This is a genomic window from Pseudomonas sp. G166, from assembly GCF_037027455.2.
In the GTDB taxonomy this organism is placed as follows: Bacteria; Pseudomonadota; Gammaproteobacteria; order Pseudomonadales; family Pseudomonadaceae; genus Aquipseudomonas.
Genome location: NZ_CP146985.1, coordinates 129,353 through 145,680, shown reverse-complemented (window position 1 = coordinate 145,680; position 16,328 = coordinate 129,353). Strand labels below are relative to the sequence as shown.

General features: G+C 56.0%; 7 protein-coding genes, 2 tRNA genes and 4 rRNA genes. 2 read left to right on the top strand and 11 right to left on the bottom strand.

Annotation, left to right across the window (positions count from 1 at the left end):
* Nucleotides 1-5: 5 nt before the first annotated feature.
* From pgaA to SGN16_RS00635, 11 genes are all read right to left on the bottom strand, one after another.
* Nucleotides 6-2,486, bottom strand: coding sequence for a poly-beta-1,6 N-acetyl-D-glucosamine export porin PgaA (pgaA, locus tag SGN16_RS00685; protein WP_210642251.1), 2,481 nt, complete (start codon nucleotides 2,484-2,486; stop codon nucleotides 6-8).
* Nucleotides 2,487-2,730: 244 nt separating this feature from the next.
* The gene (locus SGN16_RS00680; RefSeq protein ID WP_339101942.1) at nucleotides 2,731-4,236 is read right to left on the bottom strand and encodes a YdgA family protein; all 1,506 of its coding nucleotides are present in this window, start codon (nucleotides 4,234-4,236) and stop codon (nucleotides 2,731-2,733) included.
* 153 nt (nucleotides 4,237-4,389) lie between these two features.
* Nucleotides 4,390-5,025 (bottom strand): NADH:ubiquinone oxidoreductase subunit N, encoded by a 636-nt coding sequence (locus SGN16_RS00675; RefSeq protein WP_210642249.1) that lies wholly within the window; start codon nucleotides 5,023-5,025, stop codon nucleotides 4,390-4,392.
* A 183-nt stretch (nucleotides 5,026-5,208) separates the two neighbouring features.
* Nucleotides 5,209-5,324, bottom strand: a 5S ribosomal RNA gene (gene rrf / locus SGN16_RS00670).
* A gap of 108 nt (nucleotides 5,325-5,432) precedes the next feature.
* A 5S ribosomal RNA gene (gene rrf / locus SGN16_RS00665) occupies nucleotides 5,433-5,548 on the bottom strand.
* Between the two features lie 149 nt (nucleotides 5,549-5,697).
* Nucleotides 5,698-8,585, bottom strand: a 23S ribosomal RNA gene (locus SGN16_RS00660).
* Between the two features lie 244 nt (nucleotides 8,586-8,829).
* A tRNA-Ala gene (locus SGN16_RS00655) sits at nucleotides 8,830-8,905 on the bottom strand.
* A gap of 10 nt (nucleotides 8,906-8,915) precedes the next feature.
* Nucleotides 8,916-8,992, bottom strand: a tRNA-Ile gene (locus SGN16_RS00650).
* Nucleotides 8,993-9,114: 122 nt separating this feature from the next.
* Nucleotides 9,115-10,651 (bottom strand): 16S ribosomal RNA (locus SGN16_RS00645).
* The 16S, 23S and 5S rRNA genes sit together here with 2 tRNA genes alongside, the layout of an rRNA operon.
* Nucleotides 10,652-11,293: 642 nt before the next feature.
* Nucleotides 11,294-12,514: a CaiB/BaiF CoA-transferase family protein gene (locus SGN16_RS00640; RefSeq protein ID WP_335945057.1), complete on the bottom strand. Its 1,221-nt coding sequence runs from the start codon at nucleotides 12,512-12,514 to the stop codon at nucleotides 11,294-11,296.
* A 12-nt stretch (nucleotides 12,515-12,526) separates the two neighbouring features.
* Complete coding sequence (locus SGN16_RS00635; protein ID WP_014335919.1) at nucleotides 12,527-13,708, bottom strand: acyl-CoA dehydrogenase; 1,182 nt, start codon at nucleotides 13,706-13,708, stop codon at nucleotides 12,527-12,529.
* A 157-nt stretch (nucleotides 13,709-13,865) separates the two neighbouring features.
* Between SGN16_RS00635 and SGN16_RS00630 the strand changes: the two genes are divergently transcribed.
* Both SGN16_RS00630 and SGN16_RS00625 read left to right on the top strand, forming a co-directional pair.
* Complete coding sequence (locus tag SGN16_RS00630; protein WP_335945056.1) at nucleotides 13,866-14,762, top strand: LysR family transcriptional regulator; 897 nt, start codon at nucleotides 13,866-13,868, stop codon at nucleotides 14,760-14,762.
* A 434-nt stretch (nucleotides 14,763-15,196) separates the two neighbouring features.
* Complete coding sequence (locus SGN16_RS00625) at nucleotides 15,197-16,318, top strand: Re/Si-specific NAD(P)(+) transhydrogenase subunit alpha (protein ID WP_210642246.1); 1,122 nt, start codon at nucleotides 15,197-15,199, stop codon at nucleotides 16,316-16,318.
* Nucleotides 16,319-16,328 lie beyond the last annotated feature (10 nt).

Sequence of the window (16,328 nt, the reverse complement as noted above, 5' to 3'; positions counted from 1 at the left end):
CTCTTCTAGAAGCGGTAGGTGAGGTCGACAAGCAGGCGCAGATCGCTTTCGCGGTCGCCGTCGTAAGGGCGGTTGAGCCAGCTCAGTGCGGCGCCTGCCTCCAGCACGTCGTTCCAGATGAAACGCTGGCCGTAGCCGAGCAACCCCATGGCGCCGGTACTGTGATCGCGCTGGCTGTAAGTACCGGCGCCCACTTGGAACTGCTGGCTCCAGGTGGTTTCGTAGCGGCGGTACAGCACGTGGTTGGCGCTCACGGTCGGCATGAAGGTGAAGTCGGCTTTGGGGTTGAAGTACGGCACTTCATTGGAACCACTGTTGCGACTGGCCGCGACCTCCAGGCCCATTTCCACTTGCAGCCGCGGTGCGCTGTAGAGGCCTTCACGACCGGTAAGCACAGTCTCGAGGCGGTTATTGCCATCGCTGAAATGGGACGGGCTGACAGCCAGTCGCCACTCTCGACTTTCATTGGCGCGCCAGCGAACAAAGCCGCTGCCGCCATTGGCACGGATGCCGCTGTTGAGCGCCCGCAACGGGGTTTCGGCTGAGAGGTAATCCAGGCTACCGCCGTATTGCCAGTGGTCATTGATGTCTCGGGCCACGGCCAGGCGCGCGCCCTGTTTGTCACCGGAACCATACGAGTGGTTGGAGACCTCGGCTTCCAGAGTCATGTCTCGGGTACGGCGCTCTACGCCAAGGCGCTGCCAGCGGTGATGGCCAGTGCCTTCCTCGAAATCACCGGTGGCGTAACCGGCACCGCCGAACAGCCGCCAGTCTTCGTCGATGGGTGGGCTGTAGAGCAGCGTTTCGATACCAAAATCCCGACTGCCGGTGACCGCACCAGCGTCGCCGCTGCCGCCGCCATAGCTCTTGCCGGTGTAGGCCTCGATGCGCAACTCCGCCATGTCATGCACTTCACGCTGGCGTTGCAGGCGTTTGACATGGGCGTTTTCCGGGTAGCGGGCGACCACGTCATCGACCAGCGCATCCATCTGCCGCCACTCCTGCAAATCCATGGCGGCACGGGCCTGGGCGACTTCCAGTCCACGGTCGCGCGGCGTCGTCGTCTCGACCTCCTTGAGCAGGCTTTCCGAACGACGCGGCCAGTCACGGGCCTGGTACAGATCGGCCTGGGCCAAGCGCAGGCCGATGTTACCGGGGCCTTGATTGACCAGGGTTTCCAGACGCGCTTCGGCGGAGGGCAGGTCGGCGCCGTATGTGCCGGCCTGGGCGGCCAGTTGCTGAGCGTCCATCCAGTCGTCATTGGGGTTGCCGATCGGCAAGCCCTTAAGCTCGACACGCGAAGGCTCGGATTTCGCCAAGTCCTCGGCCAGCATACGGGCGTCTTCGGACTTTTCACTTTCCAGCAGCGCGTAATAGAGCGCGGTACTGTCCTCGAAACGGTCCGCAGGGTCGGCATCAGGCGCGCTCAATACCCGGCGGTACAGATCGACGGCGATCTCCGGCTCGCGCTGCTCCAGATAGGAAGAAGCCACCCAGCGCAGGGCATAAGTCGGAATGCTCACGCCCTCGGCGATCAGCTTTTGGTATTCGGCTATCACTTCAGCCCGACGGGCGCGAGCGTTGAGGGCACCCAAGCGATCGATGCGCCAACGGAGCACGTCGTCATGGGCCTCGGCCACCGGGCTCCAGGTCGCCAGTAGTTTGTCGTAATCGGCCAAGGCGCGGTCTGCAATGATGAAGCGTTCCGTTTCGCTGCGACTCGCCATATCCGTCAGGCGTACCCGTTCGGCCGCCACATCACCTTCGAGCCGCCGTTGCATGCCACGGTCGATCAGACCTGGCTGTAGACGGGCCAGGCGCAGGGCCGGCTCCGGCAGTTGAGCGCGTTGCAGGGCGTTGATGTATTCCCGGGCGACCTCCGGCTTGTTGCCGGCGCGGGTAAAGGCTTGGTCGTACTCGAACAGTGCTTCATGGGGATTGTTCGCACGGGTCAGGGCATAGCCCAGGGCCAGTCGGCGCATTGGATCTTCAGGTTTGGCAGCGACCAAGGCCCTGGCACGGCTGACCGCTTCGTCGGGCTTGCCGGCATCGGCTTGGGTCAAGGCCAGGCCGAGTTGCAGGTCGGGGTTGCGCGGGTCGATTGCCAACGCCTGGCGATACAGCTCGGCAGCCGCATCCCAGCGCTTGAGGTTGCGATAAGCGCGAGCCGTTGCGGTCAGCGCCTGAACCGGCAAGTCACGATAGCGGCCCTGGCTTTCATAGACCTGCACCACCTCGGCGTCGAAACCGGCCCAACTGGCGATCTGCAGATGGTCGCTGATCTGCGCGGCACTGGCCTGGCTGGCCGGCACTTGGCGCAAGGCGGTCAAAGCGGGCGTGTAATGGCCGGCACGAGCGTCGAGCACCATTTGGTCATAGGCAGTGTCGGCAAACGCCAACATCGGCCAGCACAATTGGCTGCACAGTGCGACGCGAAACAACGGGCGCAAACCACGTTGAATAAAAGGACCCACAGTACGCGGCATTCGTCAGCATCCTTACATGGCCAGCCGGGTCGCAGTGCCCCCTTGCCCATCAAACAGGAAGCCGGATCAAAGGAATCCAGCCAAGCTCTAATGGGCCTAGTTTTGCACTCCCGAACGGGTCATTTTTCAGAACGCCACAATTCTTCAGAATCGATGAATATTTCGGTGGTGGATTATCGATAGGCAAAAAAAAGCCCGGCCCGTGCGCAATGCACGGGCCGGGCTTCAGCTGGTACTTGAGCGGTTACTGGATGGCGACGCCGCCGCCCAGCTTACTCATGACGAAGGCGGTGAATTGCTCAACGGTCATTTTCTTGCCGTTGAAATCGACCTGATTGTTGGCGTAGTGCAGCTTAGTGACCACATCACTGCCTTCAAGCGTCGCCAGTTCTGTACCGACGGCCATGGCGCTGAACATATCGCTGGTGGCGGTGGCTTGGTCGGCGATCAGTTTGGCGTCAGTTTGACCTTCCATCTGCGCCTGCACGGTCATCAGATCCACCAGCATCGGCTTGGATACTTTCAGGTTGAATTCCAACAGCGCGAGCAACTGACGGCCCAACTCATCGGGTGGCAGGTCCATCGATTGCGGCTTGGCCAGATCGACGACCAGGCTCGCACGGCTTTCCCCGTTGGCGGTATTGAACGACAGGTTTTCCAGCGCCACTTGTGGGCCGCCAGCCAGGAGTTTTTCCAGATCGGCTTTGACCTGCGCTTCTTCAGCCTCGGTCAGGTTCAACTCTGGAGCCGGTTCGCCAGCTGCAGCGGCCTCGGCAGCAGCTTTTTCGTAGGGCTGCAATTTGGTCTGATAGACCTGCATCAGCGACATCGTGGCGGGAATGTCCAGGTTCTTCAGGCTGACCGCCATTTGTGCCGAGCCGATGGTCTTATCGTTGAACGACAATTCCCCGATCTTGTAATCCGCACGCCCCGATGCGCTGGTCCCGCTCTCGGTGCTGTTGTTCTTCATCTCGAAGTTCTTCAGGCCAAGCACCGATTTCGGCTCACCAAAAGTGCTCCTGACGCTGCTCAGCAGCAGGGTGTTATCACCCATGTAGTAGCCGTAAGAGCTTTTGCTCAGGTTGCTGGCCAACGTAAGACCGTTCACCTCGACCTGCACTGGAGTCTGGTCCTCTGCGACGGTGGTCAGCTTGAAGCTATCCATGTAACCGTCGGCCTTGATCTTCTGTGCCTGGGCGCTGGCGGCCAAATCGATCTTCAGACCGGAGAAGGTGAGCTGCGATTGCTCATCCAGCTTGGTATCCAATGGCAGCAACTCGTAGCTGCCATTGATGGACTTGTCATAGCCCAGGTTGAGCACACCTTTGAGCGGTGACTGGTCCTTGGCGGCGGCGAACCACTTTTCAGTCAATGGATTACGCTCAAGCTCGCTGTGGCTGGTCGCCATGACCGGCAGCCACTTGAGCGTCACCAGACGCGAGAATGGCAGGGGGCCGTGTTCGATCTTGTCGACGAAGAGCAACTCGATCGGCTCTGCGCCAAATATCTCGCCTTCGCCCTTGAGACGATAGTGGGCGGTGCTGCTAAACGTCCCACGGTCGAGGGAAACCAACTCGATCGAAGAGGTGCTATTGGACCCGGCCAAAGCCGTTTGCATTTGTTTATTACTATCGGCAATAGCGGTTTGCAGCACTCCTTCAAGCTTCGTACCGGTGTACCAGGCGCCACCTGCACTGACAGCCCCGATAACCACAACGATTCCAAGAAGTACGCTTGCTGATTTATTCATGTGTGACCTGATCGATATCCATAGTTGAAGAAAGTCGTCTTCCCTGACCCGTAAGGGGTGTGGCTCGACGCCGTAAAGTGGAGGGAGATTACCATCAGGCACCCCAGCGGGCCCAATGTTTAAAGGGGGAAAAGAATATTCTTGCGAGGTGGTCTACGAATATTGGACTTCAATCTCATCGAGTTGATGGTCGAAAGTCTTCAACCGTGCCGTCCAGGTGTACACCAGCACTTCAAAATCGCGGTTGATCACCGCCGCGCCTGATGACTCTGCCCGCGAATCGCAGAAGTCCAGTTGGTAGCGTTCTCGAGCCATGGCGTTAGCGACGTCGCACAGCTCACGGGCGTTATTGAGCCAATGCCAACCGTCCTGGGTAACTTGCTTGTCCAAGGCAGCGCATTGGGCCTTGAGGGCTTCTAGGCTTTTTTCCAACGGCGTACCGGTGAGCTCCCCCATGACTTCCTGGAACGTGCGACCAGGCTGCCAGTAACTGCCCCAGAAATAACGATCAAACACCGTTTCGACACGCCGCAGCGCCACCTTGGTGTCCCAGATCAGCACCAGTGTCTTGCCTTGCTCAAGGTGTTTTTTCTTGATGCGTTGGCCCTGAAGCGAAGCCCAAGCCACGATTGCGATAGAGATCACGCCGATCAACGCAGCCGCGCTATCCAGGAACAGCAGCGCCTTGTCGATCTGGTGAGTGAGCATGACGCCGTAGAAATAAGTGGCCGACAGCAGCGTCAACGCCGCAATAGCGCACCAGAAGCCGGGAGCATAAGGGTTTTTCATTATTGGAATCCCCATGACCAGTGACGTCGCGGGCCCTTTTTCGCCAGTGCCCGACTATCACAGCATAGCAACGGCCTCGGGGTTTGCCGGGCGTCGACAGCAATCAGAGGCGCCGATCCGATTACCGGCCCAAAACGACAAAACCCCTGTCTGCAGCAGCAGACAGGGGTTTTGGGAATTCAATCTTGACGATGACCTACTCTCACATGGGGAAACCCCACACTACCATCGGCGATGCATCGTTTCACTGCTGAGTTCGGGATGGGATCAGGTGGTTCCAATGCTCTATGGTCGTCAAGAAATTCTGTGACCAGCCCGTTCAACGACAACGAGCCAGTGAAAATCTATAACTTCTACTTAAAACAAAACCCCTACCTGCGTCAGCAGATAGGGGTTTTGGAATTTAATCTTGACGATGACCTACTCTCACATGGGGAAACCCCACACTACCATCGGCGATGCATCGTTTCACTGCTGAGTTCGGGATGGGATCAGGTGGTTCCAATGCTCTATGGTCGTCAAGAAATTCGGTAGCCAGCGCGTGCCTTGCGGTCACGTTCCAGCGAATGGGTATGCGATAGTTTGTGTGTTTGCTGCGAACTTTCGGTTCATGTCGTCTTCACACACCGCAATCTGGTGCCCTTTCGGGTCAGCAAATTGCTTGGGTGTTATATGGTCAAGCCTCACGGGCAATTAGTACAGGTTAGCTCAACGCCCACAGCGCTTACACACCCTGCCTATCAACGTCGTAGTCTTCGACGGCCCTTCAGGGGACTCAAGGTCCCAGTGAGATCTCATCTTGAGGCAAGTTTCCCGCTTAGATGCTTTCAGCGGTTATCTTTCCCGAACATAGCTACCCGGCAATGCCACTGGCGTGACAACCGGAACACCAGAGGTTCGTCCACTCCGGTCCTCTCGTACTAGGAGCAGCCCCTCTCAAATCTCAAACGTCCACGGCAGATAGGGACCGAACTGTCTCACGACGTTCTAAACCCAGCTCGCGTACCACTTTAAATGGCGAACAGCCATACCCTTGGGACCGGCTTCAGCCCCAGGATGTGATGAGCCGACATCGAGGTGCCAAACACCGCCGTCGATATGAACTCTTGGGCGGTATCAGCCTGTTATCCCCGGAGTACCTTTTATCCGTTGAGCGATGGCCCTTCCATACAGAACCACCGGATCACTAAGACCTACTTTCGTACCTGCTCGACGTCTGTCTCGCAGTCAAGCGCGCTTTTGCCTTTATACTCTACGACCGATTTCCGACCGGTCTGAGCGCACCTTCGTACTCCTCCGTTACTCTTTAGGAGGAGACCGCCCCAGTCAAACTACCCACCATACACTGTCCTCGATCCGGATAACGGACCTGAGTTAGAACCTCAAAGTTGCCAGGGTGGTATTTCAAGGATGGCTCCACGCGAACTGGCGTCCACGCTTCAAAGCCTCCCACCTATCCTACACAAGCAAATTCAAAGTCCAGTGCAAAGCTATAGTAAAGGTTCACGGGGTCTTTCCGTCTAGCCGCGGATACACTGCATCTTCACAGCGATTTCAATTTCACTGAGTCTCGGGTGGAGACAGCGCCGCCATCGTTACGCCATTCGTGCAGGTCGGAACTTACCCGACAAGGAATTTCGCTACCTTAGGACCGTTATAGTTACGGCCGCCGTTTACCGGGGCTTCGATCAAGAGCTTCGCGTTAGCTAACCATCAATTAACCTTCCGGCACCGGGCAGGCGTCACACCCTATACGTCCACTTTCGTGTTTGCAGAGTGCTGTGTTTTTAATAAACAGTCGCAGCGGCCTGGTATCTTCGACCGGCGTGGGCTTACGCAGCAAGTGCTTCACCCTCACCGGCGCACCTTCTCCCGAAGTTACGGTGCCATTTTGCCTAGTTCCTTCACCCGAGTTCTCTCAAGCGCCTTGGTATTCTCTACCCAACCACCTGTGTCGGTTTGGGGTACGGTTCCTGGTTACCTGAAGCTTAGAAGCTTTTCTTGGAAGCATGGCATCAACCACTTCGTCACCCAAAGGGTAACTCGTCATCAGCTCTCGGCCTTAAGATCCCGGATTTACCTAAGATCTCAGCCTACCACCTTAAACTTGGACAACCAACGCCAAGCTGGCCTAGCCTTCTCCGTCCCTCCATCGCAATAACCAGAAGTACAGGAATATTAACCTGTTTTCCATCGACTACGCTTTTCAGCCTCGCCTTAGGGACCGACTAACCCTGCGTCGATTAACGTTGCGCAGGAAACCTTGGTCTTTCGGCGTGGGTGTTTTTCACACCCATTGTCGTTACTCATGTCAGCATTCGCACTTCTGATACCTCCAGCAAGCTTCTCAACTCACCTTCACAGGCTTACAGAACGCTCCTCTACCGCATCACTTGCGTGATACCCGTAGCTTCGGTGTATGGTTTGAGCCCCGTTACATCTTCCGCGCAGGCCGACTCGACTAGTGAGCTATTACGCTTTCTTTAAAGGGTGGCTGCTTCTAAGCCAACCTCCTAGCTGTCTAAGCCTTCCCACATCGTTTCCCACTTAACCATAACTTTGGGACCTTAGCTGACGGTCTGGGTTGTTTCCCTTTTCACGACGGACGTTAGCACCCGCCGTGTGTCTCCCATGCTCGGCACTTGTAGGTATTCGGAGTTTGCATCGGTTTGGTAAGTCGGGATGACCCCCTAGCCGAAACAGTGCTCTACCCCCCTACAGTGATACATGAGGCGCTACCTAAATAGCTTTCGAGGAGAACCAGCTATCTCCGAGCTTGATTAGCCTTTCACTCCGATCCACAGGTCATCCGCTAACTTTTCAACGGTAGTCGGTTCGGTCCTCCAGTTAGTGTTACCCAACCTTCAACCTGCCCATGGATAGATCGCCCGGTTTCGGGTCTATTCCCAGCGACTAGACGCCCTATTAAGACTCGCTTTCGCTACGCCTCCCCTATTCGGTTAAGCTCGCCACTGAAAATAAGTCGCTGACCCATTATACAAAAGGTACGCAGTCACCCAACAAAGTGGGCTCCCACTGCTTGTACGCATACGGTTTCAGGATCTATTTCACTCCCCTCTCCGGGGTTCTTTTCGCCTTTCCCTCACGGTACTAGTTCACTATCGGTCAGTCAGTAGTATTTAGCCTTGGAGGATGGTCCCCCCATATTCAGACAAAGTTTCTCGTGCTCCGTCCTACTCGATTTCACTTCTAAGATCCTTTCGCGTACAGGGCTATCACCCACTATGGCCGCACTTTCCAGAGCGTTCCGCTAAAATCAAAGAAGCTTAAGGGCTAGTCCCCGTTCGCTCGCCACTACTAAGGGAATCTCGGTTGATTTCTTTTCCTCAGGGTACTTAGATGTTTCAGTTCCCCTGGTTCGCCTCTTGCACCTATGTATTCAGTACAAGATAACCATCTTATGATGGCTGGGTTCCCCCATTCAGACATCTCCGGATCAAAGTCTGTTTGCCGACTCCCCGAAGCTTTTCGCAGGCTACCACGTCTTTCATCGCCTCTGACTGCCAAGGCATCCACCGTATGCGCTTCTTCACTTGACCATATAACCCCAAGCAATCTGGTTATACTGTGAAGACGACATTCGCCGAAAATTCGCATGCATGCTCAAAGAGCAACTCACAAATTTTACCTTAGCCTGATCCGTTACCAGTGAAAGTAACGTTCAGTCTATCTTTCTATCACATACCCAAAATTTTTAAAGAACGATCTAATCAAAAGACTAGAAATCAACATTCACCATCACCTTGATGGAATGCTCATTTCTAAGCTTTCAGAAGCAGTTTATGGTGGAGCCAAGCGGGATCGAACCGCTGACCTCCTGCGTGCAAGGCAGGCGCTCTCCCAGCTGAGCTATGGCCCCATAACAAAATTGGTGGGTCTGGGCAGATTCGAACTGCCGACCTCACCCTTATCAGGGGTGCGCTCTAACCAACTGAGCTACAGACCCAATTTCGAGCTTGTAACTGTTAGCGTGAGCTATCAGCTTGGAGCTTAAAGCTGCTTCTATCGTCTTCTTCAATGAATCAAGCAATTCGTGTGGGAGCTCATGAAGCAGCTGCGGTCGTCGATTAAGGAGGTGATCCAGCCGCAGGTTCCCCTACGGCTACCTTGTTACGACTTCACCCCAGTCATGAATCACACCGTGGTAACCGTCCCCCCGAAGGTTAGACTAGCTACTTCTGGTGCAACCCACTCCCATGGTGTGACGGGCGGTGTGTACAAGGCCCGGGAACGTATTCACCGCGACATTCTGATTCGCGATTACTAGCGATTCCGACTTCACGCAGTCGAGTTGCAGACTGCGATCCGGACTACGATCGGTTTTGTGGGATTAGCTCCACCTCGCGGCTTGGCAACCCTCTGTACCGACCATTGTAGCACGTGTGTAGCCCAGGCCGTAAGGGCCATGATGACTTGACGTCATCCCCACCTTCCTCCGGTTTGTCACCGGCAGTCTCCTTAGAGTGCCCACCATAACGTGCTGGTAACTAAGGACAAGGGTTGCGCTCGTTACGGGACTTAACCCAACATCTCACGACACGAGCTGACGACAGCCATGCAGCACCTGTCTCAATGTTCCCGAAGGCACCAATCCATCTCTGGAAAGTTCATTGGATGTCAAGGCCTGGTAAGGTTCTTCGCGTTGCTTCGAATTAAACCACATGCTCCACCGCTTGTGCGGGCCCCCGTCAATTCATTTGAGTTTTAACCTTGCGGCCGTACTCCCCAGGCGGTCAACTTAATGCGTTAGCTGCGCCACTAAGAGCTCAAGGCTCCCAACGGCTAGTTGACATCGTTTACGGCGTGGACTACCAGGGTATCTAATCCTGTTTGCTCCCCACGCTTTCGCACCTCAGTGTCAGTATCAGTCCAGGTGGTCGCCTTCGCCACTGGTGTTCCTTCCTATATCTACGCATTTCACCGCTACACAGGAAATTCCACCACCCTCTACCATACTCTAGCTCGACAGTTTTGAATGCAGTTCCCAGGTTGAGCCCGGGGATTTCACATCCAACTTAACGAACCACCTACGCGCGCTTTACGCCCAGTAATTCCGATTAACGCTTGCACCCTCTGTATTACCGCGGCTGCTGGCACAGAGTTAGCCGGTGCTTATTCTGTCGGTAACGTCAAGACAATCACGTATTAAGTAACTGCCCTTCCTCCCAACTTAAAGTGCTTTACAATCCGAAGACCTTCTTCACACACGCGGCATGGCTGGATCAGGCTTTCGCCCATTGTCCAATATTCCCCACTGCTGCCTCCCGTAGGAGTCTGGACCGTGTCTCAGTTCCAGTGTGACTGATCATCCTCTCAGACCAGTTACGGATCGTCGCCTTGGTGAGCCATTACCCCACCAACTAGCTAATCCGACCTAGGCTCATCTGATAGCGCAAGGCCCGAAGGTCCCCTGCTTTCTCCCGTAGGACGTATGCGGTATTAGCGTCCGTTTCCGAGCGTTATCCCCCACTACCAGGCAGATTCCTAGGCATTACTCACCCGTCCGCCGCTCTCAAGAGGTGCAAGCACCTCTCTACCGCTCGACTTGCATGTGTTAGGCCTGCCGCCAGCGTTCAATCTGAGCCATGATCAAACTCTTCAGTTCAAACATCTTTGGGTTTTGAGAAAACCCTAAACTTGGCTCAGCAATCGTTGGTTACATCTTTGATTTCTCGCGGAGTAACTTGCGATGCTGATAATCTGTTGACTAGCAGTCTGACTCCACAAGCACCCACACGAATTGCTTGATTCAGTTGTTAAAGAGCGGTTGGTTAAGAGCTTTCGTCTCAACCGAGGCGCGCATTCTACAGCGCCCGATGTATCTGTCAAGCGGTTATTTTAAGAAGTTTTCAAAGTTTCGCTTGGGAAACATCAACAACTTCAACCACTTGCGCTTCCGATCTCTCGTTAGCGGGAGGCGAATTCTACAGCGTTACTCGCTGCTGTCAACACCTCTTTTTCTCCGCTTTCGACCGAGAAGATCGAATCGCTGACAAGACCAAACAAACACCGCCTTATCAACTGCTTCCTGGCTTCGATGAACTGAAGCCCGGCGCCTTCAAAACATGGTTAACTCATTGAAACTCAAGGAGTTTTCCGTTTCGACTGCGCCGGAAGTGGGGCGAATTATAGACGTCCAGAATTTGCCGTCAACCCTTAATTACGCTTTTCTATCAATAAGTTGCGAGAACACCAGAAAACCGCCCCCCCCACCTTCTAAACGACTTCATCTATATAGAAGGAAGACTCAAAGGACCCCGGCCTCCCTCAAAGCCTTCACCGTGGCCTCATCCACCCCTAATACCCGCTGCAGCACCTCCAGCGTGTGCTCTCCTAATAAAGGAGGCGCGCTACGATACTCCACCGGCGTCTCGGACAAACGAATCGGGCTGGCCACCTGCGGTACTTTACCCGCCAGCGCGTGAGGCAATTCCATCGCCAACCCGCGAGCCTGCACCTGGGGGTCAGCAAACACCTGCGCCAGATCATTGATTGGTCCACAAGGCACACCGGCCTGCTCTAACTGAGCCACCCATTCAGCAGTAGTCTTGAAGACCGTCGCCTGACGAATCAACGGAATCAGGATCGCCCGATTCGCCACCCGCAGTTTGTTTGTCGCGAAACGAGGATCATCAGCCCACTGCGGCTGACCGGCCACCTCGGCAAACTTTCGGAACTGACCGTCATTCCCCACAGTAAGGATGAAGTCACCGTCAGCCGTAGGAAAGTCCTGGTAGGGCACGATGTTCGGATGAGCGTTACCGAGTCGTTTCGGCGCAGCACCTGTGGCCAGGTAGTTCATTGCCTGGTTGGCCAGGCAAGCCACCTGAACATCCAGCAAGGCCATATCGATATGCTGCCCACCGCCTGCGTGCTCGCGGTGAGCCAGCGCCGCCAGAATGGCAACAGTCGAATAAACACCTGTCAGAATATCCGTGAGCGCGACCCCGACTTTCACCGGCCCCGCCCCCTCATCTCCTTCAGGGCGCCCCGTAAGGCTCATCAGGCCTCCCAACCCCTGAATCATAAAGTCATACCCGGCGCGCTTGGCATAAGGACCAGTCTGGCCGAACCCGGTAATCGAGCAATAGATCAATTGCGGGTTGGCCGCCTTCAGCGAGTCGTAGTCCAGACCATAAGCCGCCAACCCGCCCACCTTGAAGTTCTCGATCAGGATGTCGGACTTGGTCGCCAGTTCCCGCACCAGCTTCTGCCCCTCGGGACGAGTGAAATCGATAGTCACCGATTGCTTGTTGCGATTGGCCGACAAGTAATACGCCGCCTCGGTCGTATTCTCGCCATAGGCATCCTTCAGGAAAGGCGGCCCCCAGGCGCGCGTATCGTCACCGCTGCCAGGACGCTCGACCTTGATAACCTCGGCCCCCAGGTCAGCCAGGATCTGTCCGGCCCAGGGCCCAGCCAGCACCCTCGATAAATCCAATACCCGCAGATGCGAAAGCGCGCCCATGCCGTCCTCCTATTAATAGAACGCCTGGATGCCGGTTTGCGCACGCCCAAGAATCAGCGCATGAACGTCGTGCGTGCCTTCGTAGGTATTCACTACTTCAAGGTTCACTAGATGGCGGGCGATGCCGAACTCATCGGATATACCGTTGCCGCCCAACATGTCCCGCGCCATGCGAGCAATATCCAGAGACTTGCCGCAGGAGTTGCGCTTCATGATCGAAGTGATTTCAACCGCAGCCGTACCCTCATCTTTCATGCGCCCCAGACGCAGACATCCTTGCAGGGCGAGGGTGATTTCGGTCTGCATGTCAGCCAGCTTCTTCTGGATCAACTGATTGGCGGCCAGAGGACGACCAAACTGCTGCCGGTCCAGCGTGTATTGGCGAGCGGTATGCCAGCAGAATTCAGCAGCACCCAAGGCCCCCCAGGAGATGCCGTAGCGCGCCGAATTCAGACAGGTGAACGGCCCCTTCAGGCCACGGACATCCGGGAAGATATTTTCTTCCGGAACGAACACGTTATCCATGACGATCTCACCAGTGATCGAAGCTCGCAGGCCGACCTTGCCATGAATGGCCGGCGCACTCAGGCCTTTCCAACCCTTCTCGAGCACGAAGCCACGGATATCCCCCGCATCGTCCTTGCCCCAGACAACAAATACGTCGGCAATAGGACTGTTGGTTATCCACATCTTGCTACCCGTCAGGCTGTAACCGCCTTCGACCTTGCGCGCACGAGTAATCATCGCGCCCGGGTCGGACCCATGGTTTGGCTCGGTCAGGCCGAAGCAACCGATCCATTCACCGGAGGCCAGCTTCGGCAGATACTTTTGCTTTTGGGCCTCAGTGCCGAATTCATTGATCGGCACCATCACCAGCGAGGACTGCACGCTCATCATCGAGCGATAGCCTGAATCGACGCGCTCCACTTCTCGGGCGATCAGGCCATAGCTGACGTAGTTCAGCCCACTGCCACCGTATTGCTCGGGAATGGTAGCGCCCAGCAGCCCCACTTCACCCATTTCACGGAAGATGGCCGGGTCGGTTTTTTCATGACGGAACGCTTCCAGCACTCGCGGGGCCAGCTTCTGTTGGGCGAACTGCTCAGCAGTGTCGCGAATCATGCGCTCCTCTTCAGTGAGCTGCTGGTCCAGCAACAATGGATCGATCCAGTTGAAGCTCGCTTTACCGGCCATGAAAAGAGTCCTCGCCAATTAAATGAAAAACGTGGATTGATCCTAGGCGTGCTTTCCTACAAGGGCAAACGAGGATTCCGCATAGTGTTGTGCTAATTTCTCACTCCGTAAACGTCGTAAACCCCGTTTATGCCAATATTGAGTGAGGCTTTCGTACATGCGTCGTAAAATCCCTAGCACCACCGCCCTGATCAGTTTTGAGGCTGCCGCACGTCACGAGAGCTTCACCAAGGCCGCGCAAGAGCTTTCTCTTACACAAGGAGCCATTTGCCGACAGATTGCCAGCCTGGAAGAGTTCCTCAGCGTGGAACTGTTCCGACGTTCACGACGCGGGGTCAAACTGACCGAAGCAGGTCTTTCCTACAGCCGCCGGGTTGCCACCCAACTGGACGCCGTGGAGCGCGATACCCTTTCGGTAATGGGACACACCGGCGCGAACGTCATCGAGCTGGCGGTGGTACCAACGTTCGGCACCCAATGGCTACTACCGCGCCTCAAGGATTTCCAGCGACAACACCCAGAAGTCACCGTCAATCTGACCAACCGTACGCGCCCCTTCCTCTTTGCGGACACAGAGTTTGACGCCGCCATCTATTTTGGCGATGCGGACTGGTCCGGCACCCAATCCCACAAGCTGATGGGCGAAAATCCGATGCCGGTATGCAGTCCCACCTTACTAGGCGACCGGAAGAGTCTGACACCAGAGGCTATCGCCGAATTACCCTTGCTCCAGCAGACCACTCGCCCGTATGCATGGCGCCAGTGGTTCAACTCACAGAACTTGAACATTGCGCGAGACCTGACAGGCCCGCGTTATGAACTATTCTCCATGCTTGCTCAGGCGGCCATGCACGACATGGGGATCGCGCTGATACCGCCCTTTTTGATTCAGCGCGAGCTGGCAGAGAAACGATTGGTCGTTGCCAACCGTAACGCACTGTCGAGTATCAAGGCCTACTACTTGATGATTCCTGAGCGAAAGGTCGAATCTGCATCTCTTCAGGCCTTTCGCGATTGGCTTGTACGACAGGCTATTAGCTATCAGCTTGATTAATAAGGAAAAATATATACCCGACTTAGGTAGTCAACTAACAAAAAACGCTACAGATATAAGTTTATGTCGCATTCAGTCAATCTGTTATGAAGTTAGTACCGTAGTCTCTAAAGCGTTTAAATGCATGGCTTTGAGCCATATCGCGCAGCGCATCAGGGCTTATTCATCTGGCCGATGGGAAGATGGGTCAATTCAGGCCTTAATCCTTGAAAAGCACGGCCTACAAGGGGTTCTAACCAACAATTGCGACATTCGGTCACAGGGTGACTTGTAGTTAATTTTCCGTCACCAGTCATAATCCCTTGAAGGGCTGAATTTTCGCCTGCAAAATGCCGCGCCCCGCCTGATTCGGCGGGATCGTGCTGATCGGCCGCCCCAGCCGCACCATCCGAAGTGCCTGGGTTTACTCAATAAGATCACGCAGGAGATTTGACGTGCACATTGGTGTTCCCCTCGAAACCCAAACGGGCGAAACACGGGTTGCTGCAACCCCGGAAACCATCAAGAAGCTGATCGGCCAAGGCCATAAAGTCACTGTTCAAAGCGGTGCCGGCATCAAGGCAAGCGTTGTTGACAGTGCCTATGAAGCTGCAGGTGCGACCATTGGCAGCGCCAATGACGCGTTTGGGGCCGAGCTGATCCTCAAGGTGGTCGCCCCCAGCGACAGCGAACTGGCGTTGATCAAGAGCGGCACCGTTCTGGTGGGCATGCTCAACCCGTTCAACAACGAAACCATCGCCAAGCTGGCCGAACGTGGCATAACCGCTTTCGCCCTTGAGGCCGCGCCCCGCACCTCCCGCGCCCAGAGCCTGGATGTGCTGTCTTCTCAAGCGAACATTGCCGGCTACAAAGCCGTGCTACTCGCCGCTCACTACTATCCACGCTTCATGCCGATGCTGATGACCGCTGCGGGCACCGTGAAAGCGGCGCGCGTGCTGATTCTCGGTGCCGGTGTGGCCGGGCTGCAGGCGATTGCTACGGCCAAGCGCCTGGGTGCAGTGATCGAGGCTTCGGACGTACGCCCGGCGGTGAAGGAACAAATCGAATCCCTCGGCGCCAAGTTCGTCGACGTGCCTTACGAAACCGACGAAGAGCGTGAATGCGCCGTCGGTGTCGGGGGTTACGCCCGGCCCATGCCTGCCAGCTGGATGCAGCGCCAGGCCCAAGCTGTGCACGAGCGCGCCAAGCAGGCTGACATCGTCATCACCACCGCGTTGATTCCGGGCCGCAAGGCCCCGACCTTGCTGAGTGCCGAAACCGTCGCGCAGATGAAACCCGGCTCGGTGGTCATCGACCTCGCGGCGGCCCAGGGCGGTAACTGCCCACTGACGGTAGCCGATCAGGTCGTGGTCGCGAATGGTGTGACCATTTGCGGTCCGACCAACCTGGCCGGCGAAGTCGCGGCCGATGCTTCGGCGCTGTACGCCCGCAACCTGCTGGACTTCCTGAAGCTGGTCTTCACCAAGGAAGGTCAGTTCGACGTGAACCTGGAAGACGACATCGTCGCCGCGTGCCTGATGTGCCGCGACGGCCAAGTCATCCGCAAAAACGCCTAAGCAGGGATTC